General features: G+C 64.8%; 22 protein-coding genes. 13 read left to right on the top strand and 9 right to left on the bottom strand.

Annotated elements, in window-relative coordinates:
* Window positions 1-14 precede the first annotated feature (14 nt).
* Both QQL24_RS31835 and QQL24_RS31830 read right to left on the bottom strand, forming a co-directional pair.
* Complete coding sequence (locus QQL24_RS31835; protein ID WP_284316336.1) at window positions 15-1,295, bottom strand: Gfo/Idh/MocA family protein; 1,281 nt, start codon at window positions 1,293-1,295, stop codon at window positions 15-17.
* A gap of 89 nt (window positions 1,296-1,384) precedes the next feature.
* Window positions 1,385-2,044, bottom strand: a complete 660-nt coding sequence (locus QQL24_RS31830) for a GntR family transcriptional regulator (RefSeq protein WP_284316353.1) — start codon at window positions 2,042-2,044, stop codon at window positions 1,385-1,387.
* A gap of 199 nt (window positions 2,045-2,243) precedes the next feature.
* On the opposite strand from QQL24_RS31830, the gene uxaC reads away from it, so the two are divergent.
* The 7 genes from uxaC to QQL24_RS31795 all read left to right on the top strand — a co-directional run bounded on the left by uxaC (window position 2,244) and on the right by QQL24_RS31795 (window position 10,429).
* Window positions 2,244-3,644, top strand: a complete 1,401-nt coding sequence (uxaC, locus tag QQL24_RS31825) for a glucuronate isomerase (protein WP_284316335.1) — start codon at window positions 2,244-2,246, stop codon at window positions 3,642-3,644.
* 161 nt (window positions 3,645-3,805) lie between these two features.
* Complete coding sequence (locus QQL24_RS31820; protein ID WP_284316334.1) at window positions 3,806-5,095, top strand: ABC transporter substrate-binding protein; 1,290 nt, start codon at window positions 3,806-3,808, stop codon at window positions 5,093-5,095.
* 6 nt (window positions 5,096-5,101) lie between these two features.
* A complete protein-coding gene (locus tag QQL24_RS31815; RefSeq protein WP_284316333.1) occupies window positions 5,102-6,037 on the top strand; it encodes a carbohydrate ABC transporter permease in 936 nt (311 codons plus the stop codon).
* Entirely contained in the window at window positions 6,030-6,905 is an 876-nt protein-coding gene (locus tag QQL24_RS31810) for a carbohydrate ABC transporter permease (protein WP_431310785.1), read from the top strand. The genes QQL24_RS31815 and QQL24_RS31810 overlap by 8 nt, the downstream gene beginning before the upstream one ends.
* Window positions 6,906-7,105: 200 nt before the next feature.
* Entirely contained in the window at window positions 7,106-8,143 is a 1,038-nt protein-coding gene (locus QQL24_RS31805) for a Gfo/Idh/MocA family protein (protein ID WP_284316332.1), read from the top strand.
* A complete protein-coding gene (locus QQL24_RS31800) occupies window positions 8,143-9,231 on the top strand; it encodes a Gfo/Idh/MocA family protein (RefSeq protein ID WP_284316331.1) in 1,089 nt (362 codons plus the stop codon). Before QQL24_RS31805 ends, QQL24_RS31800 begins: the two co-directional genes overlap by 1 nt.
* Before the next feature lie 118 nt (window positions 9,232-9,349).
* Window positions 9,350-10,429: an ABC transporter ATP-binding protein gene (locus QQL24_RS31795; protein ID WP_284316330.1), complete on the top strand. Its 1,080-nt coding sequence runs from the start codon at window positions 9,350-9,352 to the stop codon at window positions 10,427-10,429.
* Window positions 10,430-10,680: 251 nt separating this feature from the next.
* On the opposite strand, the gene QQL24_RS31790 is transcribed toward QQL24_RS31795, so the two are convergent.
* The gene (locus QQL24_RS31790) at window positions 10,681-11,196 is read right to left on the bottom strand and encodes a glycosyltransferase family protein (RefSeq protein WP_284316329.1); all 516 of its coding nucleotides are present in this window, start codon (window positions 11,194-11,196) and stop codon (window positions 10,681-10,683) included.
* Between the two features lie 203 nt (window positions 11,197-11,399).
* Here QQL24_RS31790 and QQL24_RS31785 point away from each other — a divergent pair, with 203 nt between their 5' ends.
* A complete protein-coding gene (locus tag QQL24_RS31785; protein ID WP_431310787.1) occupies window positions 11,400-12,518 on the top strand; it encodes a PA0069 family radical SAM protein in 1,119 nt (372 codons plus the stop codon).
* A gap of 226 nt (window positions 12,519-12,744) precedes the next feature.
* Here QQL24_RS31785 and QQL24_RS31780 read toward each other — a convergent pair whose 3' ends face one another.
* Window positions 12,745-13,212 (bottom strand): hypothetical protein, encoded by a 468-nt coding sequence (locus QQL24_RS31780; RefSeq protein WP_284316327.1) that lies wholly within the window; start codon window positions 13,210-13,212, stop codon window positions 12,745-12,747.
* 176 nt (window positions 13,213-13,388) lie between these two features.
* On the opposite strand from QQL24_RS31780, the gene rnhB reads away from it, so the two are divergent.
* The gene (gene rnhB, locus QQL24_RS31775) at window positions 13,389-13,988 is read left to right on the top strand and encodes a ribonuclease HII (protein ID WP_284316326.1); all 600 of its coding nucleotides are present in this window, start codon (window positions 13,389-13,391) and stop codon (window positions 13,986-13,988) included.
* 241 nt (window positions 13,989-14,229) lie between these two features.
* On the opposite strand, the gene QQL24_RS31770 is transcribed toward rnhB, so the two are convergent.
* Window positions 14,230-14,676, bottom strand: a complete 447-nt coding sequence (locus QQL24_RS31770) for an RbsD/FucU family protein (RefSeq protein ID WP_284316325.1) — start codon at window positions 14,674-14,676, stop codon at window positions 14,230-14,232.
* A 360-nt stretch (window positions 14,677-15,036) separates the two neighbouring features.
* Here QQL24_RS31770 and QQL24_RS31765 point away from each other — a divergent pair, with 360 nt between their 5' ends.
* Entirely contained in the window at window positions 15,037-16,209 is a 1,173-nt protein-coding gene (locus QQL24_RS31765; RefSeq protein WP_431310784.1) for a site-specific DNA-methyltransferase, read from the top strand.
* Here QQL24_RS31765 and QQL24_RS31760 read toward each other — a convergent pair.
* The 4 genes from QQL24_RS31760 to mutY form a co-directional block, all read right to left on the bottom strand.
* The gene (locus QQL24_RS31760; RefSeq protein WP_284316324.1) at window positions 16,206-17,645 is read right to left on the bottom strand and encodes an amidase; all 1,440 of its coding nucleotides are present in this window, start codon (window positions 17,643-17,645) and stop codon (window positions 16,206-16,208) included. The genes QQL24_RS31765 and QQL24_RS31760 overlap by 4 nt on opposite strands.
* A gap of 322 nt (window positions 17,646-17,967) precedes the next feature.
* The gene (locus QQL24_RS31755; protein WP_284316323.1) at window positions 17,968-19,338 is read right to left on the bottom strand and encodes an FAD-containing oxidoreductase; all 1,371 of its coding nucleotides are present in this window, start codon (window positions 19,336-19,338) and stop codon (window positions 17,968-17,970) included.
* Window positions 19,335-19,796, bottom strand: coding sequence for a DUF4126 family protein (locus QQL24_RS31750; RefSeq protein WP_284316322.1), 462 nt, complete (start codon window positions 19,794-19,796; stop codon window positions 19,335-19,337). The genes QQL24_RS31755 and QQL24_RS31750 overlap by 4 nt, the downstream gene beginning before the upstream one ends.
* A 265-nt stretch (window positions 19,797-20,061) precedes the next feature.
* Entirely contained in the window at window positions 20,062-21,126 is a 1,065-nt protein-coding gene (mutY, locus tag QQL24_RS31745) for an A/G-specific adenine glycosylase (protein WP_284316321.1), read from the bottom strand.
* A 24-nt stretch (window positions 21,127-21,150) separates the two neighbouring features.
* Between mutY and QQL24_RS31740 the strand changes: the two genes are divergently transcribed.
* The 3 genes from QQL24_RS31740 to QQL24_RS31730 form a co-directional block, all read left to right on the top strand.
* Window positions 21,151-21,681, top strand: a complete 531-nt coding sequence (locus tag QQL24_RS31740; protein WP_284316320.1) for a DUF721 domain-containing protein — start codon at window positions 21,151-21,153, stop codon at window positions 21,679-21,681.
* A gap of 192 nt (window positions 21,682-21,873) precedes the next feature.
* Window positions 21,874-22,536, top strand: coding sequence for a DsbA family protein (locus tag QQL24_RS31735; RefSeq protein ID WP_284316319.1), 663 nt, complete (start codon window positions 21,874-21,876; stop codon window positions 22,534-22,536).
* Between the two features lie 43 nt (window positions 22,537-22,579).
* Window positions 22,580-24,596: chromosome segregation SMC family protein (locus tag QQL24_RS31730; RefSeq protein ID WP_284316318.1), on the top strand; the 2,017-nt coding region annotated here is incomplete at its 3' end.

The following is a 24,596-nucleotide window of genomic DNA, read 5'->3' as shown; positions in this document are numbered from 1 at the left end:
TATTGCCCTCTGGTTCAAGAGCGGACGAGGACGTCCGCGCTCCCAGGCAAACCGCCCAACTCCGCCAGCTTCACCGGCCTCCCCGCTTTCATGCTGGCCACCGCAGCCGCGCCGCAGAGCATCGACATCGCACCGGCCAAGGCCCCGGCGCGCTGGCCGAGGGGATCGGCGGTGCCCTCTCGGAACAGCATGTCGCGCAGGCGGTCGTCGCCGCCGAAATGGCCGCCTCCCGCATGCGGCACCCGGATGTGCTCGACCTTGCCGAAATTGTGCATCAGCAGGATCTCGTCATAGTCGGGCGTATCGAAAGCCTGACGCTCAAATTGCCGGACCTCGATGCGTCCCTTGGTGCCGTTGAAGGCGAGGTGGTAGCCCTCGACCGGCATGAAGGTGTTGAGCGAATAGGAGACGATCACCTCGTTCTCGTAGCGCAGCATCGCTGTCATGGTGTCAGGGATGTCGATGTCCTCGCGATAGACGCAGCCGTCGCGGAAATAGCCGTCCTCCCTGGAGGGCTCCTCATAGAGCATGGTCAGCCACTCATCCTTGCTCATGTCGAGATAGAAGTCGCATTCGCTGGTGTGGCTGCAGGTGTGGCAGCGCTCGCCGCGAAAGGGACCGTTGCGGCCATACTTGCGCTGCGTGCCGAAGGCGGAGACCTCGCGGGCGGTCGATTCCAGATACCAGTTCAGGAGGTCGAAATGGTGGGTCGACTTGTGCACGAACAGGCTGCCCGAATTCTTCTCCATGGCATGCCAGCGGCGGAAATAGTCGGCGCCATGCTGGGTGTCGAGATACCAGTGGAAATCGACTGAGGTCACCGTGCCGATCGCCTTGTCGCGCAGCAATTGCTTGATGCGCGCCGCCGTCGGCGCAAAGCGGTAGTTGAAGGTGACGTCGACCGTGTTGCCGGTACGGATCTCGGCCTCGAGGATGCGCCGGCATTTTTCGGGCGTGGTCGTCATCGGCTTTTCGGTGATGACGCGGCAGCCCGCTTCCAGCGCCTTGACGATGATCTCGTCATGGGTGTCGTCACGGCTGCAGACGATGACGATCTCGGGCTTCACCGCCGTCAGCATGGCGTCGACATCGGTATAGATGGGCGCATTGGTGCCGATGGCCTTGCGGGCATGGGCGGCGCGCACTTCGTTGAGATCGCAGATGGCGACGAATTCGGCCCGGTCGCGCCAGCCTGCCAGCAATTCCTTGCCCCACATGCCGGTGCCGCGATGGCCGGTGCCGACCAGGGCCACGCGGTGGCGCTCGGCGGCGGCGTTCTTCAAAGCTTGCGTCATCAAAATTTCCTCACTTCGAATTGTCTCTCGGACCTGTGTCTTGACGATCGGCACGCCGCGCCTTGTCCCGGCGCTTGTCGGCCTGCCGATCAAACGAAATAGTCGGGATATTCCAGCCTGAGACGGTCGATATCGAGGCGCATGACGGCCAGATGCGTCTTCATGGCGGCGCGGGCCGCTTCGACGTCGTGGCGGGCGATGGCATCGCGGATGGGCTCATGCTCGTCGATGACCTGGTGCATGCGCCCGGCAACCGGCAGGGTCAGCCGGCGCGCCCGGTCGATCTGGACCTTCACCTGGCGCAAGAGGCGGGGAATGTTGGGATAGCCGGCGATCAGCGCGATGACTTCGTGGAAGGCCTCGTCCGCCTCGTGGAAGGCGTCGGTGTCGCCGAGATCGGCGAGCATGCGCTGGCGGGCGATGATGGCATCGATGCGGGCGATATCGGCTGCATTGGCGATCTCGGCCGTGCGCTGCACCGCCGTATCCTCAAGCGACTGCCGGATGACGGTGGATTCGGGGATCTCAGCCAGCCGCACATGCGACACGAAAGTGCCGGACTGCGGGAAGATGTCGACCAGGCCGTCGTCGGCCAGGCGGATCAGCGCCTCGCGCATCGGGGTCTTGCTCACGCCGAAACGCTGGGTCAGCGCCTTCTCCTGCAAAGGGGTGCCGGGCACCAGGCGCATGCTGATGATGGCCTCGCGCAAGTCGTTATAGATCGCCGTGGCCGTAGTGACGCGCCGCATCGAGGGGCGCAGGCCCGATTGTGCCGCCTTGCCCCGCGCCACCAGGATTTCCAGCGCGTGATCGTCGCCGTGGCTCTCCATGGGCCTGCCCCGGATCGGCCCGACAGCGGGCCGTTTATTCAGACTTTGACACACTAGTATCTTAGTGTTAAAGCCGTCGTCAAGAGGACACGCCAACTAGAACGGGGCAACGCCCAGCATGGCACTGCATCCAGACAGGCTGTTTCCGATCGAAGCGAGTGCCCGAGCCATCGCCCGGCGCCTCCATGAGAGCGTTGCCGGCCTGCCGATCCTCTCACCGCACGGCCATACCGACCCGCGCTGGTATGCGGAGGATGCGCCCTTCCCCGATCCAGCGACCTTGTTCGTCAAACCCGACCATTACGTCACCCGCATGCTCTATTCGCAGGGTGTGCGGCTGGAAGAACTCGGCATCCCCGCCAGGGACGGCACGCCGGTCGAGACGGATGGGCGCAAGATCTGGCGCCTGTTCGCCAGCCACTGGTATCTCTTTCGCGGCACGCCAAGCCGGCTGTGGCTGGAAGATTCCCTGGAGCGCTGCTTCGGCATCACCGAGCGCCTGGCCCCAGGCAATGCCGACCGCCTCTACGACACCATCGCCGAGGCCCTGGGAAAGCCCGAGTTCCGGCCACGAGCCCTGTTCGAGCGCTTCAACATCGAGGCGATCTCGACCACCGACAGCGCCATAGACGAGTTGAAGTCGCACCAGCAGATCCTGGCCTCCGGCTGGAAAGGTCGCGTGCTCCCTGCCTATCGCCCGGATGTCGTCGTCGATCCCGAACGCGTTGGCTTCCATGACGGCGTGCGGACCTTGCTCGCGATGACCGGCCAGCTGGCGACCTGGCAGGGCTATCTTTCCGCCCATCGCGAGCGCCGCGCCTTTTTCAAGTCGCTGGGCGCCACCTCGACCGACCACGGCCATGCCAGCGCCAGCACCGCCGATATCGGCACCGCGGCAGCCGAAGCCCTGTTCGCCCGCGTGCTCGCCGGGCCGGCCGTACCCGAGGATGCCGAACTCTTCCGCGCGCAGATGCTCACCGAGATGGCGCGCATGAGCCTCGATGACGGGCTGGTGATGCAGATTCACCCAGGCTCCTACCGCAACCACAATGCCCCGCTCTTCCAGCGCTTTGGTACCGATATCGGCGCCGACATTCCGGTGGGCATGGATTATGTGCGGGCGCTCAAGCCCCTGCTCGATGCCGTCGGCAACGAGCCCGGCATGACCGTCATTCTCTTCACGCTCGATGAGACAGTGTTCAGCCGCGAACTCGCCCCGCTCGCCGGCCACTATCCGGCCCTGAAGCTCGGCCCACCCTGGTGGTTCCTCGACAGTCCCGAGGGCATGCGCCGGGCGCGCGAACTCGCGGTGGAGACCGCCGGCTTCTACAACACGGTCGGCTTCAACGACGATACCCGGGCCTATCTGTCGATACCGGCCCGTCACGACACGGCCCGCCGCGTCGACTGCTCCTATCTCGCCCGGCTCGTCGCCGACCACCGTCTCGACGAGGACGAAGCTTACGAAGTGGCTGCGGACCTCGCCTACAATCTCGCCAAAAAGGCTTACAAGCTCTGAATGACAGCGGTGTTGCCGCAATGTCGTGAAGAAGACGTATGGGAAGGATTGCGCTGGCCCGGCTAGAAATAATCCGGCAGGATTGACATCCAAGCGGAACAACAAAGAAGACGAAGAAGAAGATCAGCACACGGAAACGACCCGACATAGGGAGAGAATTGATGAGTGACCATCTCGTTAATCGCCGTACCATTCTCGGGGCAGGTGCGGGCCTTGCTGCCTCTGCTCTCCTCGGCAGCCCCTCCTGGGCGCAGGATGTCAAACAGATCCGTGCCTTCTGGTGGGGTTCGCAGGAACGGGCCGACCGCAGCAACAAGGCGGTCGATGCCTTCAAGGCCGCCAATGCCGGCATCGACGTCAAAACCGAATCGGCCGGCTGGAGCGACTACTGGCCCCGCCTCGCCACCCAGGTCGCTGGCCAGAATGCGCCCGACCTGATCCAGATGGATTACCGCTATCTGTTCGAATATGCCCGCCGCGGGGCCATCATCCCGCTCGACGAGTATCTCGGCAAGAGCCTCGACATCGCTGATTTCGGCAAGCCGAACCTCGACTCCTGCAGCGTCGACGGCAAGCTCTATGGCATCAATCTTGGCGTGAACTCCTCCGCCGTCGCCTATGACGCGCAGGCCTGGCAGGATGCCGGCGCCGAGCCGCCGACGCTCGGCACCAGCTGGGAGGACTTCGCCTCCAAATGCGCCGCTTTCGCCAAGGGCAACAAGCGCCGGAACTTCTACGCCGCCTGCGACGCCAGCGGCGTGGAGCCGGCCTATGAGCTCTGGCTCCGGCAGCGCGGCAAGGCGCTCTACGACAATGATGGCAAGCTCGCCTTCGACGCCAAGGATGCCGCCGACTGGTTCAAGATGTGGGGAGCGCTACGCGACTCCGGCGGCTGCGTCACGGCCGACATCCAGGCGCTCGACAAGCTCACCCTCGACACCTCGCCATTGGCGCTCGGCAAGGCGGCGCTGAGCTTCCTGCACGCCAACCAGTTCATCGGCGCGCAGGCGCTGAGCAAGACCAAGCTCAGCATCACCGCCTATCCCGTCACCAGCAGCGGCAAGCCCGGGCACTATTACAAGCCCTCGCAGATGTGGTCGATCGCCGCCTCTTCCAAGGCGCCGGAACTTGCGGTGAAGCTCGCGAACTTCACGGTGAAGGTACCCGAGGGCGTCAAGGCCCTTGGCGTGGAGCGTGGCGTGCCGGCCTCGCCCAAGGTGCGCGACCTCGTGACACCCTCGCTCGACGAGACCAGCAAGCAGATGGTCGACTATATCGGCAAGCTCGATCCTTATGTCAGCCCGCTGCCGCCCTCCCCGCCCAAGGGCGCCGGCGAGGTCGCCTTCGTGCTGCAGCGCCTCAGCCAGGAAGTCGCTTTTGGCTCCTCCACGCCGGAAGATGGTGGCACCCAACTGATCACGGAAGCCGAGTCGATCCTCAAGCGGGGGTAAACCGCGATGTCCGTTCCCTCTGCAAGCGTCGCATCGGCAGGCCGGCAGCAGACTTCCGCACCGGGCTGGCTGAGTCGGAACGCGGCAGGCTATCTCTTCCTGACGCCGTGGCTGCTCGGCTTCCTCGGCCTGACGCTCGGGCCGGCGCTGGCCTCGCTTTATCTGTCGTTCACCGACTACGACCTCTTGCAGAGCCCCAACTTCGTCGGTGCGGACAATTATATCCGTATCGGCACCGCCGACCCGAAATTCGCTGCGGCGATGAAGGTCACGCTGCTCTATGTGGTGCTCTCGGTGCCGCTGAAGCTGATCTTCGCGCTCGCGCTGGCCATGGCCTTCAACCGTGGCATCCGCGGCCTGCCTGTTTACCGTGCGGTCTTCTATCTGCCCTCGCTGCTCGGCTCCTCCGTCGCCATCGCCGTGCTCTGGCGCCAGCTTTTCGCCGCCGACGGCCTCGTCAATTCGCTACTCTATTATATTGGCATCAACGGACCGAGCTGGATCTCAAACCCGCGCTATTCGCTCTATACGCTGGTGGTGCTGTCGGTTTGGCAGTTCGGCTCGCCGATGATCATCTTCCTGGCGGGCCTTCGCCAGATCCCGCAGGACATGTATGAGGCCGCCAGTCTCGACGGCGCCTCCAAGGCCAGGCAGTTCTTCAAGATCACCCTGCCGCTGCTCACCCCGGTGGTGTTCTTCAACTTCGTCATCCAGACCATCGAGGCCTTCAAGGCCTTCACGCCCTCTTTCATCATCTCCGAAGGCAGCGGGGGCCCGATCAACTCGACCTTGTTCTACACGCTCTACCTCTATCAGGAAGCCTTCAGCTATTTCCGCATGGGCTATGCCTCGGCGCTGGCCTGGATCCTGGTGCTGATCATCGCCGTCTTCACCGCCTTCTCCTTCCTGACGTCGCGCTACTGGGTGCATTACGATGACTGATGCCGCGCACGCCTCCCCCGACATGACGCCCGAGCGCTCGATCCTGCGCTCAACCTTCACCCATGTCGTGCTGATCGCCCTCTCCTTCGTGATGCTCTATCCACTCCTGTGGATGCTGTCGGGCTCGCTCAGGCCCGCCAACGACATCTTCGGCGACCAGGTCTCGCTCATTCCCTCCCAAGTCTCGGTGGAAGCGTATGGGAAGGGCTGGTTCGGCTTGCAGGTGAGCTTCGGCACCTTCTTCCTCAACTCCCTGCTGATCGCGGTGCTGGCGACCATCGGCAATGTCATGGCCGCCTCGGTCACGGCCTTTGCCTTCACGCGCCTCGAATTCTTCGGCAAGCGCTTCTGGTTCGCGCTGATGCTGGGCACGCTGATGCTGCCCTATCACGTCACGCTGATCCCGCAATATGTGCTGTTCCAGCAGCTCCATTGGGTGAACACCTGGCTGCCGCTGGTGGTGCCGAAATTCTTCGCGGTGGACGCCTTCTTCATCTTCCTGATGGTGCAGTTCTTCCGCGGCCTGCCGCGCGAGCTCGACGAGGCCGCGCAGATGGACGGCTGCAGCGCCTGGCGCATCTATTGGAAGATCATCCTGCCGCTTTCGGTGCCCGTGCTCGCCACCGCGGCGATCTTCTCCTTCATCTGGACCTGGGAGGACTTCTTCGGGCCGCTGATCTATCTCAACGACATCAACACCTACACGGTGCAGCTCGGCCTGCGCTCGATGGTCGACGCCAGCGGCGCCTCCGACTGGGGCGCGTTGTTCGCGATGTCGATCCTCTCCCTGATCCCGATCTTCCTGATCTTCCTGTTCTTCCAGCGCCTCCTGATCGAGGGCATCGCCACCACCGGCATGAAGCGTTGAGGGAGCAGGGCCATGCGAATTGCCGATGGAGTCATCCCGGACAAGCCGCGGCGCACCGCGATCCGGCGCAGATCCGGGACCGTCAAGAGATTGGCGCTTCATTCCGCGTACGGTCCCGGATCTGCGCCGCAGCGCTTCGCGCTGCATCGCGTCCGGGATGACCAGGCGAGCAATGACATTTTCATCATGAGACAATCGCTATGAATCCCGTAAGATTTGCCATCGACGGTATCAATCACGATCACATCAACGGCCAGCTCGCTGCCCTGCGCCGGGCCGGCGGCGTCTGCACCGGCTTCCATGCCCTAGAGGACGATCTCGCGGCTGATTTCGCCGCCCGCTATCCCGACATTCCGCGCATCGCCGAGGCCGGGCGCCTCTACGAGGATCCGGAGATCGAGCTCATCGTGAGCGCCGCCATTCCAGGCGACCGGGCCGACATCGCCCTCAAGGCCATGCGCCACGGCAAGGACGTCATGCTCGACAAGCCCGGCATGACCAGCCTGGACCAGCTTGCCGCGGTGAAGCGGGCGCAGGCGGAAACCGGGCGCATCGTCTCCATCCTCTATTCCGAGCATTTCGAGGTGCCGGCGACCGTCAAGGCGGGCGAGCTGGTCGAAGCCGGCGCCATCGGCGACATCGTCACCGTCGCCGGCCTCGGCCCGCATCGTATCCGCAAGCCCCAGCGTCCCGGCTGGTTCTTCGAGCGTGAACGCTATGGCGGTATCCTGGTCGATATCGGCGCCCACCAGTTCGAGCAATTCCTGTTCTTCACGGGGGCCGACGATGCCGAAGTGCTCTCCGCCTCGGTCGGCAACCGCGCCAATCCGGACAAGCCCGGCCTGCAGGATGTCGGCGATGTCCATCTGCGCACGCCCGGTGGCGTCACCGGCTACATCCGGATCGACTGGTTCACTCCCGACGGCCTGCCGGTCTGGGGCGATGGCCGCCTCTTCATCGTCGGCACCGAGGGCACCATCGAGCTGCGCAAATATGTCGATGTCGCCGGCCGGGCGGGCGGCGACCATCTCTTCCTCACCGACCGCAAGGGCATGCATCATATCGATTGTTCCGCCGTCGAACTCCCCTATGGCCGCCAGTTCCTCGCCGATATCAGAGACCGCACCGAGACCGCGATGCCACAGGCGCGCTGCTTCAAGGCCATGGAAATCGCCCTGAAGGCGCAGCAGGTCGCCGAGGCCGGGGGCATCCAGATGAAGCGTGGGGAGGCCGCCTGATGAGCGAGATCAAATCCATCGCCGTGGTCGGCCTCAATGTCGGCCGCAACCATATCGTTGAGGGCATCGTGCCGCGCCCCGAGCGCTGGCGCCTCGCCGCCGTATGCGACCTCAACAGCGAGCGCCTCGATGCGGTGGCCGAGGAGTTCGGCGTGCCCGCCCGCACCGGCTCCTTCGACGAGCTTCTCGCCCGCGAGGACATCGACGTCATCGATCTCGGCACGCCGCCCGCCACGCATGTCGATCTCACCATGAAAGCGCTGGCCGCCGGCAAGCATGTCGTCTGCGAAAAGCCGCTGGCCGGCTCCATCGCCGATGTCGACCAGCTCGCGGAAGCCGAGAGGAAGAGCGGGCGCCTGCTGATGCCGGTGTTCCAGTATCGCTACGGCGACGGCGTGCAGAAGGCGAGGCGAATCATCGATGCCGGTATCGCCGGCAAGCCCTATCTCGGTACGGTCGAGACGCATTGGAAGCGCACGCCCGCCTATTACGAGGTGAAATGGCGCGGCAAATGGGCCACCGAACTCGGCGGCGTGCTGATGACCCACGCCATCCACCAGCACGACATGCTCAATTATCTGATGGGCCCGGTGGCCAAGCTCTTCGCCCGCGCCACCACGCGGGTGAACGCCATCGAGGTGGAGGACTGCGTCGCCGCCTCGCTGGAGATGGAAAGCGGCGCGCTCGTCGCGCTCAGCGCCACGCTCGGCTCGCAGAACGAGATCAGCCGCCTGCGCCTGATGTTCGAGAACGTCACCTTCGAGAGCGGCGGCGAGGTCTATTCGCCAGGCGACGAGCCCTGGCAGATCCTGCCCGCCAATGACGAGGTAGCGGCGAAGATCGAGGCCCTGCTCAAGGATTACAAGCCGGTGGGCCGGCGTTACCTTGGTCAGCTCGATGCCTTCCATGAGGCCCTGCATGGCCGCGCGCCGAACCCGGTCACCGTCGCCGATGCCCGCCGCTCGCTGGAGCTGGCGACGGCCTTCTATCATTCGGCCGAGACCGGCAGGGATGTCGCCCTGCCGCTCGGGCCGGATCACCCGAAATATCGGGGCTGGCGGCCGGACGAGAAGGAAGCGGCGGAGTAAACGGGCCGGACGCCAGTCGGTGGGCCGACCTCCAGGTCGGCCCTTTCTGAAGACGCCCCGTTTGCAGGAAAAAAGAGGTCGACCTGGAGGTCGACCCACCAAAGGCCCGGAGGACGCGATGGCGACCAGCATCAAGCTCAACAAGGTGGTGAAGCGCTATGGCGCCATCGAAGTGGTGCACGGCATCGACCTCAGCATCGATCCTGGCGAGTTCACCGTCTTCGTCGGCCCTTCGGGCTGCGGCAAGTCCACGCTGTTGCGCATGATCGCCGGTCTCGAGCCGATTTCGGGCGGCGAATTGCTGATCGATGGCGAACGCATGAACGAGGTGCCCGCCTCCAAGCGCGGCATTGCCATGGTGTTCCAGTCCTATGCGCTGTACCCGCATATGAGCGTCTACAAGAACCTCGCCTTCGGCCTGGAGACGGCCGGGTACAAGCGCGCCGAGATCGAGGCGCGTGTGCAGAAGGCGGCCAAGATCCTGAAGATCGACACCTATCTGCAGCGACGGCCCAAGGCCCTTTCCGGCGGCCAGCGCCAGCGCGTCGCCATTGGCCGCGCCATCGTGCGCGAGCCCAAGATCTTCCTGTTCGACGAGCCCTTATCCAATCTCGATGCAGAGCTGCGCGTGCAGATGCGCGTGGAGATCGCCAAGCTCCACCAGGATCTCGGCAACACCATGATCTATGTCACGCATGACCAGGTCGAGGCGATGACCATGGCCGACAAGATCGTGGTGCTGCGCGACGGCAACATCATGCAGGTGGGGGCCCCGCTCGACCTCTACAACGCGCCGGCCAACCAGTTCGTGGCCGGCTTCATCGGCTCGCCCAAGATGAACTTCCTTCCCGCGCGCCTTGCCGGAGCGGGCGACGCCATCGAGGTCGCCGGCCGCAATGTGCGCCTCGGCGCACCACTCCCGGGCGCCCGGACGGGCGAACCCGTGACCTTCGGCGTGCGGCCCGAACATATCCAGGTGGGCGGCGAAGCGGGCGAGGCGCTGGGGGAGGTGAAGATCAACCTCGTCGAGCATCTCGGCGGTGGCACCGTGCTCTACGCGACCACCGCGGGCGGCGAGAACCTCACGGTGTCGGCAGCCGGGCAGTTGCGCGTGCATCACGGCGAGAGCGTGCCGCTGCGCATCGATCCGGCGATCTGCCATGTGTTCGACGACAAGGGCGCGACGCTGACGCGGTGACGGGAGCACAGGCGTCTCGCCTGCCCTTGGAAACAGCACGCTTGTTGGAAGGGAAGAAGCGGACGAGGACGTCCGCGGTCCCAGCCACTGCGCCTTCCTGAAGAAAATCGCGATACGGCAAGCCGCTGATCAGGACACAGTCCTTGCTGGCGAAGCGCGGTGGCTGGGACCGCGGACGTCCTCGTCCGCCTCTTGGAACCGCCGCGCCTGCAGGAGAGGGAGAGGCGGACAGGATGTCCGCGCTCCCAGGATCACTCCGGCGGCAGCGTAATCCCGCCCGTGAACGCCCGCGCCCTCAGTGCGTAAACCGCCAGCCTCTGCCCTTCCAGCAGCGACTTGCGCGGTGCCAGCACGGCCTGCTTGCGGCGGCTGGAGCGTGACAGTTTCAGCGCCAGCTCGCGCCCCCTCGCCTGCCAGCCATAATCGTCGATCGCACCGCGGAACAGCATCGCCACCGGCTTGCTGCCGCCGCGCTGCAGGCGCTGCATGGCGATAGCGGCTTCGCGGAACCAGTCGGCTTCGAGCCGCACGCCCGGCGCCACCACCAGTACCCAATCGGACCGCGCCGCCTTGAGGCCTGCCTCAGCCTCGCCCTCCACGATCACGCAGCCCACTGCATCGGCCACCATGCACGTGCCGTCTGAGGAGCCGCCATCGGCCACCACCACTTCGCGCACGAAGCCGTCGGCGGCCGCCGGAACGAGGGCGGCGAGCGTTTCGGCCAGGAGATATTCCTGGTCCTTGGCGGCGATGACGACACTGATCATGGGAGGGTCGGAATTCGGTGAAAGCGACAATTTTCGAGGCGACCGCATATCACGCGCCATGCGAATTCGGCAGAGGCCCTGCCTACCGCTTTTGCGTAAATTATCGGCATTTTCGGCGCCCTTGCATCAATGTTCTCTTTTTGTTCTAATGAGAACAGAGAAATTTGATTCGAGAATGCGGATTGCCGGAGGCTTCCATGGGCATGCCTATCATCAAGGACCCTCTCGTCTCGGCGGTGCCTCTCGGCACCACCGTCGTCGACATCGACAGGCGGCGTGGCCGCGGCGCCGGCTCTAATGCCAGCGGGCGCTTCGAAGGCCTGTCGCGTTTCATCGAGGACGATGGCTGGAACTCGGTCGAGGACCTGCCCGCCGTCAAGACACAGGTGCAGGACGAGCAGGCGCGCAAGATCATCACCTTCAATGATTCGCCCGACATCTCCTTCGACCGCTCGATCAACCCCTATCGCGGCTGCGAGCATGGCTGCGTCTATTGCTTCGCCCGGCCGACCCACGCGCATATGGGCCTCTCGCCCGGCCTCGACTTCGAGACCCGTCTGTTCGCCAAGCCCAATGCCGCCGCCCTCCTGGAGAAGGAATTGTCGGCCCGTAATTACGAGGTGCGCACCATCGCCATGGGCACCAACACCGATCCCTACCAGCCGATCGAGCGAGAGCGCCGCATCACACGCTCCATCCTGGAAGTGCTCGACCGCACCAGCCATCCGCTCGGGATCGTTACCAAATCGGCGCTTATCACCCGCGACATCGACATCCTCGCGCGCATGGCCAAGCGCGACCTCGTCAAGGTCGCGCTGTCGGTGACGACGCTGGACGCCAAGCTCGCCCGCTCGCTCGAGCCCAGGGCGGCGACGCCCTCGCTGCGCCTCAAGGCCATGCGTCAGCTCGCCGATGCCGGCATCCCCGTCACTGTGATGGTGGCGCCGATCATCCCCAAGATCAACGATGCCGAGATCGAGCGCATCCTCGACGCCGCCCATGCCGCCGGCGCCCGCGAGGCCGGCTATGTCATGCTGCGCATGCCGCTGGAAGTGTCGGAGCTGATGCGCGGCTGGCTGGCCGAGCATCGGCCCGACGCGCTGAAGCACGTCTTCTCGCTAATGAAATCCGCCCGCGACGGCAAGGATTACGATTCCCGCTGGGGCCTGCGCATGACCGGCACGGGGCCCTATGCCTGGACCATCGGCCGCCGCTTCGAGCTGGCGGCGGCAAGGCTCGGCATCAACGCCCGCCGCCTAAAGCTGCGCGCCGATCTCTTCACGCGCCCGGTGCGGGTGGGAGAGCAGTTGGCGTTGTTCTAGCTGGGAGCGCGGACATCTTGTCCGCTCATGAAACATGTAGCTTTCAGGAAAAGGCGCGAGATCCGACATCGTCATTGCGAGCGCAGCGACGCAATCCAGGTGTCAGAGGGCGGTACCTGCCGCCCCTGGATTGCTTCACTGCGCTCGCAATGACGAAAACGAAGCTTGTCGCCGCATTCTGCAATGTTGTCGTTTCCAAGAGCGGACAGGATGTCCGCGCTCCCAGCTAGCGCGACTTCCCGCCGAACCAGCCCTGCTTGCCGGCGTTCTTGGCGGGGGCCGGTGTCGAGGGCTCGATCGCCGGGGCGCCCGGCAGTTCGCTCACCGGCGTCAGTGTCGCCGAGGCCCAGAAGGCGTTGCCTGAGAGGGCATGCTCGGCGAGTTTGCGATAGGTCATCAGGCGCCGCTCGATGCGCTCGCCGATGTCGTATGCGGCGAGTTCGGCGGGCGTGGGGTCGCGGCCGACTTCCTTGTGGAAGGCGAGCAGCCAGTCGCGCTTGTTCTGCATGGAGAGCGAATAGGCGAGCAGCCCGACGACATCCTCCTCGTCCTGGACGAGCCGTTCGAAGACGTGGTCGTTCAAAAGGCCCGTCTTGGTGGCAGGAGGAACCTTACTCGGAGCAACCTCGGCGGGCGGCTGATAATCGGAAGGCTCGGCGGCCATGGTTTCGTCCTCGCTCAGCTGTTCCTGCATCCAGACCTATCCCCGGCGATGTCGGCCGTTCTCTGGTTGAAAGACAATATTCCTGTGACTTATCGAGACGAGGCCCTAGTCTGACATGGCCCGGACACAAAGCAAGTCACGAATTATGCGCGGGCGATTGCAGTTTGGGGCTGGAACACGTCCGGGGAATCTTCTAACGGCAGATCATGACAAAGATACTTCTTGCCGGTGTCGACGAAGCAGGCCGCGGCCCTCTCGCGGGTCCCGTATCGGCTGCCGCCGTGATCCTGGATCCGGACAATGTGCCGGAGGGTCTGGCTGATTCGAAGGTGATCACCGCTGTCCGGCGCGAGGAACTCTATGTCGAGATCATGCGTAGCGCCCTCGCGGTCTCCGTGGCCTTTTCGAGCCCCGACATGATCGAGCGCCTCAACATCCGCGGCGCCACGCTCGATGCCATGCGCCGGGCCGTGCGCGGCCTCTCGCTGCGCCCCACTTCGGTGGAGATCGACGGCAAGGACGTGCCGCATGGCCTGAACCTGCCCGCTCGCGCCATTGTCGACGGTGACGCGCTGGTGCCCGCCATCTCCGCCGCCTCCATCATCGCCAAGGTCACGCGTGACCGGCTGATGGTGAAGCTCGCCGCCGAATTCCCGCTCTACGGTTTCGAGCGCCACATGGGCTACGGCACCGCCGAGCACACGAGGGCGATCGACACCCACGGCCCCTGCCGGCATCACCGGCGGACATTCGGGCGGCTGAAGGCGTATAATGCTGGGAGCGCGGACGTCCTCGTCCGCTCTTGAAACGGAGAGTTCCAAAGAAGGGGCGCATACGGTGTGCCGGTCTTCTCAGCCACATCGACCTTCAGTCGATGTGGCGGGAACGGCATCTTCCACCTAGGTCCAGGACATGCCGGTCTGAAGACCGGCACACCGATCACGGGCGGCCCCTGAGACCGCCGATCGCGGGCGCGCTCTATCCTTGGACGTCTCCGTCTCAAGAGCAGACGAGGACGTCCGCGCTCCCAGCAGAACGCGCTCCCAGCTACGGCGCGATCACGCCTTTCCGGAAGATGAAGCAGCCATAGAAACGCCGTTCGCCGGTAGTGATCACGCAATAGGCCTTCTTGGCGTGTTCGTAGAATTCCATGCGCTCGATCGAGGTCATCGGCCGGGGCGTGCCCTCGGCCTTGTTGATCTCGACCTGCACTTCCTGCTGCACCGGCGGGATTTCACTCGGCGAGCCGACAATCTCCATGCGGCGGGCGGAATCATCGACGAAGGTGTCGAGGGGCACCACCGACAATACCGCCTGCACGGCCCGGGCCGCGCTCACGCCGTCGATGCGCAGGAGATCGCCGAGCACCGTTTCGCGGGCCACCGAATCAGCCGGAAAATTGGTGTCGCAGATCACCAGCGTGTCGCCATGGCCCATGGCCCTGAGGGCATAGAGCACATCGGCATTGAGCAGCGGATCGATATTCTTGAGCATGTCGCTTCCCCGTTTCAGGCTTTATGGCATCCCCAGAGCAAAACGCGTTCAGGCGGAAACGCCTTTTGCACTGGGTCTTTGTCTCGACGCGCCCTAGAGCAAAGCGCGTTTAAGCGTAAACGCTGCTTTGCTCTAACTCTTTGGTTCGACGCGTCTTTGCGATTCTTGCCGATTCCGTCAAATCGCAAAACGCTTTGGCGATTCTGACGATTCCGCCAAATCGTAAAGCGCTATGGTCTGAAGAATTACGACACTCGTCCCGATCCGGCACGCAATTTTTCTTGATATGGCAACGCGGAATTTACCAAACGGGCCCAGGATTCCCCTCGTAGTCCGAGTAGCGTTGCGTGTGAGTATCCCATGAGTATCTCGCGTACCGGAGCAGCAACAATGCTCCGGATGAGCCCTGGGTCGAAGAAAGGTGAATCCCGCGCGGCTGCTTCGCCGGGCGGGATTCTCCCTCTCGATACCATCTTCGAAGGGGATTGCATTGCAGCCCTCGCACGCCTGCCCGCGCAGAGCGTCGATCTCGTCTTTGCCGATCCGCCCTATAATCTTCAGCTCGGCGGGGATCTTCAGCGTCCCGACAATTCCATGGTCGATGCCGTCGACGATGACTGGGACAAATTCGCCTCGCTGCGCCATTACGACGACTTCACCAATGCCTGGCTCGCCGCCGTCAAGCGCGTGATGAAGCCCGATGCGACTCTGTGGGTGATCGGCTCGTACCACAACATCTTCCGCGTCGGCGCCAGCCTGCAGGATCTCGGCTTCTGGATCCTCAACGACATCGTTTGGCGCAAGTCCAACCCCATGCCGAATTTCCGCGGCAAGCGCTTTACCAATGCTCATGAGACCCTGATCTGGGCCTCGCGCGACCAGGGTTCGCGCTACACCTTCAACTACGAGGCGCTGAAGGCCGGCAATGAGGATGTGCAGATGCGCTCCGACTGGCTGATCCCGCTCTGCACCGGCGCCGAACGCCTGAAGGGCGACGATGGCCGCAAGGCGCATCCCACCCAGAAGCCGGAAACCCTGCTCGCCCGCATCCTGCTGGCGGCGTCCCGCCCCGGCGATGTCGTGCTCGACCCCTTCTTCGGCTCGGGTACCACCGGCGCCGTCGCCAAGAAGCTCGGCCGCCATTTCGTCGGCATCGAGCGCGATCCGGACTATATCGCCTATGCCCGCGAGCGCATCGCCCTCGCCGAACCGGTCGACGATGCCGCCATGCTGGCCCCGGCCGAGAAGCGCTCCGAACCGCGCATTCCCTTCGCCACCGTGATCGAACGCCAGCTGCTGCAGCCCGGCGCCATCCTCACCGACACCAATGGCCGTCATGAGGCACGCGTGCGGGTCGACGGCTCGATCATGCTCGGCGACATCGTCGGCTCGATCCACAAGATCGGCGCCCTCGCCCAGGGCCTGCCCGCCTGCAATGGCTGGACTTTCTGGCATTACCGCGAAGATGGGAAGCTGCGTCTGATCGACGAATTCAGGACCGTGCTGCGCAAGGAACTGGCAGCGGCGGGTTAGCTGGGAGCACCTCCTTTCGGCCGCCTGTCCTTCCACGGCATCGCGTGCTCCAGTTGCGTGGAGATTGCCAGGACGCTGGCTTCGTCGCCATGACGACCCGCCAGTTGCACGCCGATCGGGATCTCGTCCGCCGTCCAGCCGAGCGGCAGCGAGATTGCCGGCAGGCCCGAGATGTTGAAGGGAAAGGCGAAGACCGCATCGCTCCAGCGCGACAGATAGCGGTCGAGATCGCCATCCCCCATGTCGTAATAGCCGACGGGGCGCGGCAATTGCGTCAGGGTGGGCGTGATGAAGATGTCGTAGGGCATGAGGTCGTCGGCGACAGCGCGGCCGAGCTGGCGCAATTCCTGGTCGTCCCGGGCGTGCTGGCCGCTGTCGGCGCCTCGTCCCCGCTCGATGATGGCCCAGGTTACCGGCTCAACGTCATCCCGCGTAACCCGACGGCCTACCACCGTCTCCAGCCGCCTGAATTCCGCGGCCGCTCGTGCCGGCACCATGCGGGCATAGATCCTCCAGGCGGCATCGCCATCGAGGGGCATGTCGTGTTCCTCGATGCTGTGCCCAAAGCCTTCCAGCTCCTTCGCCGCCGCCAGCACGGCCGCCTTGACTTGCGGATCGACGGGCATGCCGTTCGGCGACGTCACGGTGAAAGCGATGCGAAGACGTCTCGGCATGCGCGCGGAGAGCTGCAGCCAGCTCTCCTCGGGCCAGGACAGCGCCTGGGGCTCGCTCGCCGGGCCTCTGGCAAGCGCGTCAAGATAGGCTGCCGTATCGCGCACCGTGCGTGTGCAGCAGAATGAAGCGACGCCGCCATACCACAGATCGGCAGGGGCCGAGAGATTGACCCGCCCGCGTGAGGGCTTCAGGCCGACCACGCCGCAGCAAGAGGCGGGTAGGCGGATCGAACCCGCCCCACCATTGGCTTCAGCCATCGGCACCATGCGCGTAGCGACCGCCGCTGCCGCGCCGCCGCTCGAGCCACCCGCCGTGGCCTCCCGCCGCCAGGGATTGCGCGTGGCGCCGTAGAGCCTGGGCTCGGTGGTGATGGAAAGACCGAATTCGGGTGCATTCGACCTGCCGATCGTTACCAGACCCGCGGCCCTGATCCGGCGCACGGCCTGCGAATCGGCCGTCGCGACCCGATCCTGGAGATAGCGGGAGGCATTGGTGAGTGGTGCTCCCTCGAAAGCCGTGCCGAGTTCCTTCAAGAGGAACGGCACTCCGGCGAAGGGAGCATGCCGATCCACCATCGCGGCCGAGGCCCGGCCGGCGTCGTAGAGCCGATGAACTACCGCGTTGAGCTGGGGATTGAGGTGCTCGACCAGCGTGATGGCGGCCTCCACCAGTTCCATAGGCGAGACCTCACCACGCTTCACCAGACTGGCGAGGTCGAGCGCATCGCAATCGGCATAGGTCTTCAGCAAGCTGCCAGTCATGGCGCCCATCTGGTCTTCTCTCGGCTGCAGACGCCATCGCACTGAAGTGTCCGGTCTTTTTGGAATTTCGCTGTGCCCCTTCCCCTTGCTGGGGAAGACCGCGGGCCGGCTCACACCGACGGTCGCTTTGTCGTGACATGCGACTTAGCGTGACTCCATCGTGACGCTAGCGTGACTCGCCAGCAGCCTGATTGGCAGCCAAAATCCGAATCTGGGTGCGCAAAACCAGGGCGATGCCTTGTTTTGGCATCGCAACCGAACTGCAGAACCGGCCTTTCCAGCCCAGAATTTCAGAAATTCGTCGGAAATCGGCGGCAGCGTCTTACACCAGCGGCTTCATTTCCCCAATCATCGTCGGCACAAGTTCAGACACCGTGGGATGAATATGCACCGCCCGCTGGATGGTGCTCGATGGCGCATGCGCATACATGCCGTCAAGAAGACCATGGACGACCTCGTCCCCTCCGACGCCCAGGATCGCGGCGCCGAGGATGGCGTGGCTTTCGGCATCGACGATCACCTTCATGAAGCCCTGTGTCTCGCCCTTCTCCACCGCGCGGCCGACACGGGTCATCGGGCGCGTGCCGATCAGCGCCTTGACGCCGGACTTGCGCACCTCGGCTTCCGTCAGGCCGATCCGGCCGAGCGGAGGATCGATATAGAGCGCATAAGCGGTGATGCGGTCGCTCACCCGGCGCGGGTCGTCGTCGAAGAGATTGGCGGCCGCGATCTCGTAGTCATTATAGGACGTATGGGTGAAGGCGCCCTTGCCGTTGCAATCGCCCAGCGCCCAGATGCCCTCGACATTGGTGCGCAGCTGGTCGTCGACGGTAACGAAGCCGCGCTTGTCGGTGGCGACGCCGGCCTTGTCGAGGCCGAGATCGTCCGTATTGGGCACGCGGCCCACGGCAACAAGCACATGCGAGGCGAGAATCTCCTCGCCTCCACCGAGAGCCACGGCCGCCTCCCCGCCCCGGCGCGCGAAGCGGATGTCCTCGGCGCCCAGATGGATGGCGATGCCCTCCTTCTCCAGGATCTCGCGGATGGCGGCGGAGATATCTTCGTCCTCACGGGAAGCCAGGCGCGGGCCGCGTTCGATCACCGTCACGGCGCTGCCGAAGCGACGGTACATCTGCGCGAATTCGAGCGCGATATAGCTGCCGCCGATCACGACGAGATGCCGGGGCAGCGTGTCCAGCTCGACGATGGAAGTGTTGGTGAGATAGTCGATATCGCCAAGGCCTGACATCTCGGGCACATGGGCGCGGCCACCGACATTGAGGAATATCTTCGGGGCGGTTAGGGTCTCGCCATTCACCTCGATCGCATGCGGGCCGGTGAAGCGGGCGTGGCCGCGGATCAGGGAGCAGCCCGGCATGCCGCCGAGCCAGCCCTCGAGCCCGGTGCGCGAATCCATCGTCACCTTCTGCTTCCGCGCCCAGATCTTCTTCATGTCGACGCCGACAGAACCTGAGAGCGCCACGCCGTAATCGTCGGCACGCCGGGCGAGATGGGCGGCATAGGCGCTGGCGACCAGCGTCTTGGTCGGCATGCAGCCGGTGTTGACGCAGGTCCCGCCGACATGCTTGCGCTCGATTACCGCCACCGTCTGCCCCGCCGCGCTGAAACGGCTGGCGAGCGAGGGCCCAGCCTGGCCGGCACCGACGATGATGGCATCGAATGTCCTGCTCAAAGCAGAAACCTCACGATCAAAAAGGCGCCGCCGATGGCGATCACGTCCTCGACCAGCGCCGCCGGCAGATCCCTGCCGAAAAGGAGGGCGAGCCGCCGGCGGAACTCATGGCCACCGAACGTGCCCAACACAGCACCGATGATGCCGGCGGTCAGGCAAACCAGGCCGAGGCCGGTTGGCAGGCCGATTGCCGTGCCTGTGAAGGCGCCGCTGATGATCCGGGCCGCGAACTGCATCGGCACCTTGCGGCTCGGCGTCGAGGGTAATTGATCGCCCACCAGCTCGACAATGGCGAGGACGGTGAAAATCCACGGCGTGATCGTGTAGCCCATGAAGGCCAGGGGGGTGTCCTGGAGGGGAAGCCAGCCGAAATGGGCTGCCCAACTCACGGCCGCCGGAGCTGTGAAGGTGCGCAGACCAGCGACCAGGCCGATCAGCAAAGCGGCAAGAAATGACATGGGACCCCCACTGCACGTACGGCCTCATGCTGGCTGATGGAGCGACAAACGCAAGAGAAAAGTGAACTTCCCCAATGTATCACAAGAAGTATCGCAAGGTTAATATTTATTTTTTCGCAGAAAGCAAAGATTGTCATAAAGAATAAATTATTCTTATCCAGATGGCGAAGCATGCGCTTCCGTGCCCGATTGTCGGGCAAGGAATCGGAAAGGGAGACCGGATATACACCCGGAATGCCTCGGCAGGAGACGGCGGCAAGTTGCCCTATTCGCCGCGTGCCAGTGCCACGATCTTGCGCATCACCGTCGGCAGGGCCTCGCCGTCGAGATCGGCCAAGCGCACCCAGCGGCAATCGGGCGGCGCCTTGGTGCTCACCAGGGCGTCGGCGGCATAGACAGTGACGGCAAGCTCGAAATGGGTGAACCCATGGCTCACCTCACCGGATAGCTTGCGCCAGTTCGTCCTGAGCGGCGCATGCGCAAGGGCGCCGCCGATGTCGAAATCCTCGCTCCACGTGCTGGACGGGATCTCGGTCATGCCACCGAGCAGCCCCTTGTCGGGGCGCTTTCGCACCAGCACCCAGCCATCGGGGCGGGTGATCCAGAAAGCCGCGCCCTTGCGCAAGGGGCGCCTGGCCTTGGGCGCCTTGCGGGGAAAGTTCTCCTGGGTGCCGGCGGCGCGGGACCGGCAGAATGACATGTACGGGCAGAGGGCGCAGGCCGGGCGCTTCGGCGTGCAAATGGTGGCGCCGAGATCCATCATCGCCTGGGCGAAATCCCCTGGACGGTCCATTGGCGTGAGGCGCTGGACGATCTCAGCGATGGCGGACTTGGCCTGGGGGAGCGGGGTCTCGATCGCCTCGAGCCGCGTCACCACCCGCTCGACATTGCCATCGACCACCGCCGCGTGGCGGTTAAAGGCGATCGCCGCCACCGCCGCCGCCGTATAGGCGCCGACACCCGGCAGCTGGCGAAGGCTCTCCACGGTATCGGGAAAGCGTCCGCCGAGCTTGTCGCTGACGAAGCGGGCGCAGGCGTGGAGGTTGCGCGCCCGCGAATAATAGCCGAGCCCCGCCCACGCCTTGAGGATCTCCTCGATATCATCCGCCGCCATGGCCTTGACCGTGGGCCAGCGCGCGACGAAAGTCGCGAAATACGGCCCGACCGTCTTCACTGTGGTCTGCTGCAGCATGATCTCGGAGAGCCAGACGCGATAGGGATCGGGCGTCTCGCCCGGCAAGGCGCGCCAGGGCAGCCGCCGCCGATGCCTGTCGTACCAGGCCAGCAGGGCGTCAGAGTACTTGACCTCGGAGGGCGCAGGATTCAGCATGGTTCCTCATTTCATATTTTGGCCATGAGCAACAAGCCCTCAAACTTCAAGCCGCGCCGATCGGCACGCCCCTTCGCGGACCTGCTCGGCCCCACCCTTGCCGATGCCCTGAAGGCGCGCGGCTTTGCCACGGCCGACATCATCGGCCACTGGCCCGATATCGTGGGCGCGCGCCTCGCCGAGCAGTCGCAGCCCATGAAGATCCAGTGGCCCCCGCGCCCGAAGACACAGGTGCCGGAAGCCGCCCCCCAGCCAGCAACGCTGATTCTGCGGGTGGAAAGCGCATTCGCCCTGGAGGTGGAGATGGGCGCGGCCCAGATCATCGAGCGCATCAATGCGGTGTTCGGCTGGCGCTGCGTCGGCAAGCTGCGCCTCAAGCAAGGCCCGGTCGAGCATCCGGAGCGGCGCGAACGGCCCAAGGTACCAGAACTGGCTCCTGCCGCCGCCCAGAAGCTGGCCGACGATCTCAAGGGCATCGAAGACTCCGGCCTGCGCGAAGCGCTAGAGCGCCTGGGACGTCAGGTGCGGGGATCAAAACCGGTCACAGCTCCGTGAAAGCGCTCCGTCTGCCTGTTGCCATAATTGTGCGGCTCAAGTACCGCACGTTTGCAGCGTGCAAAGCGTTTTGCGATTTGACGGAATCGGCAAGAATCGCAAAACGCGTCGAAATAAAGAATCTGGGCAAAATGCCGTTACTGCCAAAACGCGTTTTGCTCTAGCGCACCCAATGAAGGACATGATGAGCCGATGAGCCCGATGCTTAACCGCCGCACCCTGATCGCAGCCCTCGCGGCGACCTCGGCGCTACCGGCCCTGCCCGCTTTCGCCGCCGACGGCGACAAGGTCAGCCTGCTGGAACTCGCTGTTCCCGGCCCGATTCCCGATATCTCCATTGGCAAGCCCGACGCGCCGGTCAAGGTCTATGAATATGCCTCGATGACCTGCCCGCATTGCGCGCGCTTCGACAAGGAGGTCTTCCCGGCGATCAAGCAGAAGTATATCGACACCGGCAAGGTGCAGTGGACGATGCGCGAATTCCCGCTCGACCCGCGCGCCACCGCCGGCTTCATGCTGGCCCGCTGCATCGCCAACAACGACGCCACCAAATATTACACCGTCCTCGACGTCCTCTTCGCCCAGCAGGACAATTGGGCTTTCGTCGATGATGCCAAGCAGGTGCTGCCGGGCCTGTTCGCGATCGCCAAGCAGTCGGGTTTTACACAGGAACAGTTCCAGGCCTGCTTGAAAGACCAGGCGCTCTATGCTGGCGTGAACGCGGTGAAAGATCGCGGCGAGAAGGTCTTCAACATCGACGGCACGCCGACCTTCTTCATCAATGGTGTTAGAAAGAGCGGCGAGATCTCGCTGGATGAGTTCTCCCAGACTGCGGATCCGTTCCTCAAGTCCTGAAGGCAGCCTCCGCCCTGACAACGGCCTGGTTGCGGGGTGACGAATGAAACTTACCAAGCTCAGGATTCTCGGCTTCAAGTCGTTTGTCGAGCCGACCGACTTCCTGATCGAGCCCGGCCTGACAGGTGTGGTCGGGCCGAACGGTTGCGGCAAGTCGAACCTGGTCGAGTCCCTGCGCTGGGTGATGGGCGAGAGCAGCCACAAGAACCTGCGCGCCGCCGAAATGGACGATGTCATTTTCGGCGGCTCCGGCAACCGGCCGGCGCGCAACATGGCCGAGGTGATCCTCACGGTCGAAAACAAGGACCGCACCGCCCCCGCCGCCTTCAACGATGTCGATCTCCTTGAAATCTCGCGGCGAATCGAGCGTGACCGCGGCTCCAACTACCGCATCAACGGGCGCGAGGTACGTGCCCGCGACGTGCAGCTCATCTTCGCCGACGCGTCCACCGGCGCCCGTTCGCCCGCCATGGTGCGCCAGGGCCAGATCGCCGAGCTGATCGCCGCCAAGCCGCAGTCCCGCCGCCGCATCCTGGAAGAGGCGGCCGGCATTTCCGGCCTGCATTCGCGCCGGCACGAGGCGGAACTGCGCCTGAAGGCCGCCGAGAGCAATCTCGAGCGCCTCGAGGACGTACTGACCCAGATCGAATCGCAGCTCGACAGCCTGAAGCGCCAGTCGCGCCAGGCCTCCCGATATCGCGGCCTCTCCAACGAGATCCGCCAGGCCGAGGCCCTGCTCTTCCACATCGCCTTCGAGGAGGCGGGCCGGCTGGTGATCGAGGCCGAGAAGCGCCTCGATCTCGACATCCGCACCGTGGCCGAGCGCACCCGCGCCCAGGCCGAGGCAGCGCGCCTCGCCGCGATCGCCGCCCATGAGATGCCGCCTTTGCGCGAGGCCGAATCGGTGGCGGCCGCCGAGCTGCATCGCCTGACCACCGCCCGCGAGGCCCTGCAGCAGGAAGAGCGCCGGGCCGAACAGCGCAAGATCGAGCTCGACCACCGCATCACCCAGGCCGGCGCCGACATCACCCGCGAAAAGGCGATGATCGCCGATGCCGGCACCATGCTGGAACGCCTTGTCGGCGAGGAAGCCGCCTTGAAGGAGGAGCAGGAAGCGTCAGGCGATCTCGCCGCCGAGGCGCAGGAAGTCCTGCGGTCCGCCGAAGTCGCCCTCGCCGCTGAGGAAAAGGCGATGGGCGAGACCCAGACCGAATTCGCCGAGCTACAGGCCGGACGCAGCCAGGCCGAGCGCAGCGAACGCGAGGCCGGCGACCGCGTCATGCGGCTCGAGCGCCAGCTCGCCGATGTGCGGCGTGAGAGCGAGGCGCTGAAGGCCGGCTCCAACGCTGCCGCCTTGGCGCAGAGCCTGCAGGAGGAACTCTCAGCGCTCCAGCAGCGACTCGGCGAGGCTGAGCAGGCCGCCATTGAGGCTGAAGCCCGGCATGCCGGCGCCCGCGAGGCCGAGGCTGCCTCCCGAGGCCCGCTGCAGGAAGCCGAGCGCGTCGCCAGCCGGCTGGAGACCGAGGCGCGTACGCTCGCCAAGCTTGTGCTGACGCCGGCCAGCGCCAAATATCCCCCCATCGCCGACAAGCTCAAAGTCACCAAGGGCTACGAAGTGGCGCTGGGTGCGGCGCTCGGCGATGACATCGACGCCCCCACCGATCTTGCCGCGCCCGCCCATTGGTCGGGTGCCGAGCCCGGCGCCGAGGATGCCGCGCTGCCTGAGGGCGTCGAGCCGCTCGCCACCTTCGTGCGGGCGCCCGACAGCCTGCAGCGCCGCCTTGCCCAGATCGGCATCGTCGAGAAGGCCGATGGCCCGCGCCTCAAGGCCCTGCTCGCCCCAGGCCAGCGTCTCGTCACCCGCCAGGGCGATCTCTGGCGCTGGGACGGTTTCGTGGCCGCCGCCGAGGCGCCCTCAGCCGCGGCCCGGCGCCTGGCCGAGCGCAATCGCCTGGCCGAGCTGGAGCAGGAAGCCGAAGCCGCGCGTGAGGCCGTCACGCCCAAGCGCCAGGCCGCAGAGGCGGCGCAGGCGGCCCTGCGCGAAGCGGGCGAGCGCGAGC

It is taken from the genome of Labrys miyagiensis, assembly GCF_030160835.1.
Classification (GTDB): Bacteria; Pseudomonadota; Alphaproteobacteria; order Rhizobiales; family Labraceae; genus Labrys; species Labrys miyagiensis.
The sequence above is the reverse complement of the archived record's forward strand: the minus strand, read 5'-3'. Positions and strand labels throughout refer to the sequence as shown.

What these genes read in the sequence shown, in the direction of transcription:
- QQL24_RS31835 (WP_284316336.1), bottom strand. Translation starts at nt 1,295, where the DNA reads ATGACGCAAGCTTTGAAGAACGCCGCCGCCGAGCGCCACCGCGTGGCC.
- QQL24_RS31830 (WP_284316353.1), bottom strand. Translation starts at nt 2,044, where the DNA reads ATGCGGCGCGTCACTACGGCCACGGCGATCTATAACGACTTGCGCGAG.
- uxaC (WP_284316335.1), top strand. Translation starts at nt 2,244, where the DNA reads ATGGCACTGCATCCAGACAGGCTGTTTCCGATCGAAGCGAGTGCCCGA.
- QQL24_RS31820 (WP_284316334.1), top strand. Translation starts at nt 3,806, where the DNA reads ATGAGTGACCATCTCGTTAATCGCCGTACCATTCTCGGGGCAGGTGCG.
- QQL24_RS31815 (WP_284316333.1), top strand. Translation starts at nt 5,102, where the DNA reads ATGTCCGTTCCCTCTGCAAGCGTCGCATCGGCAGGCCGGCAGCAGACT.
- QQL24_RS31810 (WP_431310785.1), top strand. Translation starts at nt 6,030, where the DNA reads ATGACTGATGCCGCGCACGCCTCCCCCGACATGACGCCCGAGCGCTCG.
- QQL24_RS31805 (WP_284316332.1), top strand. Translation starts at nt 7,106, where the DNA reads ATGAATCCCGTAAGATTTGCCATCGACGGTATCAATCACGATCACATC.
- QQL24_RS31800 (WP_284316331.1), top strand. Translation starts at nt 8,143, where the DNA reads ATGAGCGAGATCAAATCCATCGCCGTGGTCGGCCTCAATGTCGGCCGC.
- QQL24_RS31795 (WP_284316330.1), top strand. Translation starts at nt 9,350, where the DNA reads ATGGCGACCAGCATCAAGCTCAACAAGGTGGTGAAGCGCTATGGCGCC.
- QQL24_RS31790 (WP_284316329.1), bottom strand. Translation starts at nt 11,196, where the DNA reads ATGATCAGTGTCGTCATCGCCGCCAAGGACCAGGAATATCTCCTGGCC.
- QQL24_RS31785 (WP_431310787.1), top strand. Translation starts at nt 11,400, where the DNA reads ATGCCTATCATCAAGGACCCTCTCGTCTCGGCGGTGCCTCTCGGCACC.
- QQL24_RS31780 (WP_284316327.1), bottom strand. Translation starts at nt 13,212, where the DNA reads ATGCAGGAACAGCTGAGCGAGGACGAAACCATGGCCGCCGAGCCTTCC.
- rnhB (WP_284316326.1), top strand. Translation starts at nt 13,389, where the DNA reads ATGACAAAGATACTTCTTGCCGGTGTCGACGAAGCAGGCCGCGGCCCT.
- QQL24_RS31770 (WP_284316325.1), bottom strand. Translation starts at nt 14,676, where the DNA reads ATGCTCAAGAATATCGATCCGCTGCTCAATGCCGATGTGCTCTATGCC.
- QQL24_RS31765 (WP_431310784.1), top strand. Translation starts at nt 15,037, where the DNA reads ATGAGTATCTCGCGTACCGGAGCAGCAACAATGCTCCGGATGAGCCCT.
- QQL24_RS31760 (WP_284316324.1), bottom strand. Translation starts at nt 17,645, where the DNA reads ATGACTGGCAGCTTGCTGAAGACCTATGCCGATTGCGATGCGCTCGAC.
- QQL24_RS31750 (WP_284316322.1), bottom strand. Translation starts at nt 19,796, where the DNA reads ATGTCATTTCTTGCCGCTTTGCTGATCGGCCTGGTCGCTGGTCTGCGC.
- mutY (WP_284316321.1), bottom strand. Translation starts at nt 21,126, where the DNA reads ATGCTGAATCCTGCGCCCTCCGAGGTCAAGTACTCTGACGCCCTGCTG.
- QQL24_RS31740 (WP_284316320.1), top strand. Translation starts at nt 21,151, where the DNA reads ATGAGCAACAAGCCCTCAAACTTCAAGCCGCGCCGATCGGCACGCCCC.
- QQL24_RS31735 (WP_284316319.1), top strand. Translation starts at nt 21,874, where the DNA reads ATGAGCCCGATGCTTAACCGCCGCACCCTGATCGCAGCCCTCGCGGCG.